The 229-nt window shown below is 56.8% G+C and carries 1 protein-coding gene; it reads left to right on the top strand.

What is annotated here, in order from left to right; genetic code table 11:
• Window positions 1-229, top strand: a 229-nt coding sequence (locus SB822_RS61595) for an efflux RND transporter permease subunit (RefSeq protein WP_410859733.1), incomplete at both ends; no start/stop codon positions are given.

Below are 229 nucleotides of genomic sequence, written 5' to 3'. Positions count from 1 at the left end.
CTTGTGGCCCAATATGAAAGCTGGGCCTTGCCAGCGGTGGTTATCCTTTCACTGGGCGCTGCGCTGCTGGGTGCTGTTGCTGCTCTTACGTTTTTCGGGTTGCAGAACAGCCTCTATGTTCAGATCGCAATGGTGTTGCTGATCGGGTTGGCGGCAAAGAATGCAATCCTGATCGTGGAGTTCGCCAAGGAAAAACGCGAGACCGGCCTGACGGCTGCAGAAGCGGCCC

The sequence above is a fragment of the Paraburkholderia sp. SIMBA_054 genome (assembly GCF_046534875.1).
GTDB lineage: Bacteria > Pseudomonadota > Gammaproteobacteria > Burkholderiales > Burkholderiaceae > Paraburkholderia > Paraburkholderia hospita.
The sequence above is the reverse complement of the archived record's forward strand: the minus strand, read 5'-3'. Positions and strand labels throughout refer to the sequence as shown.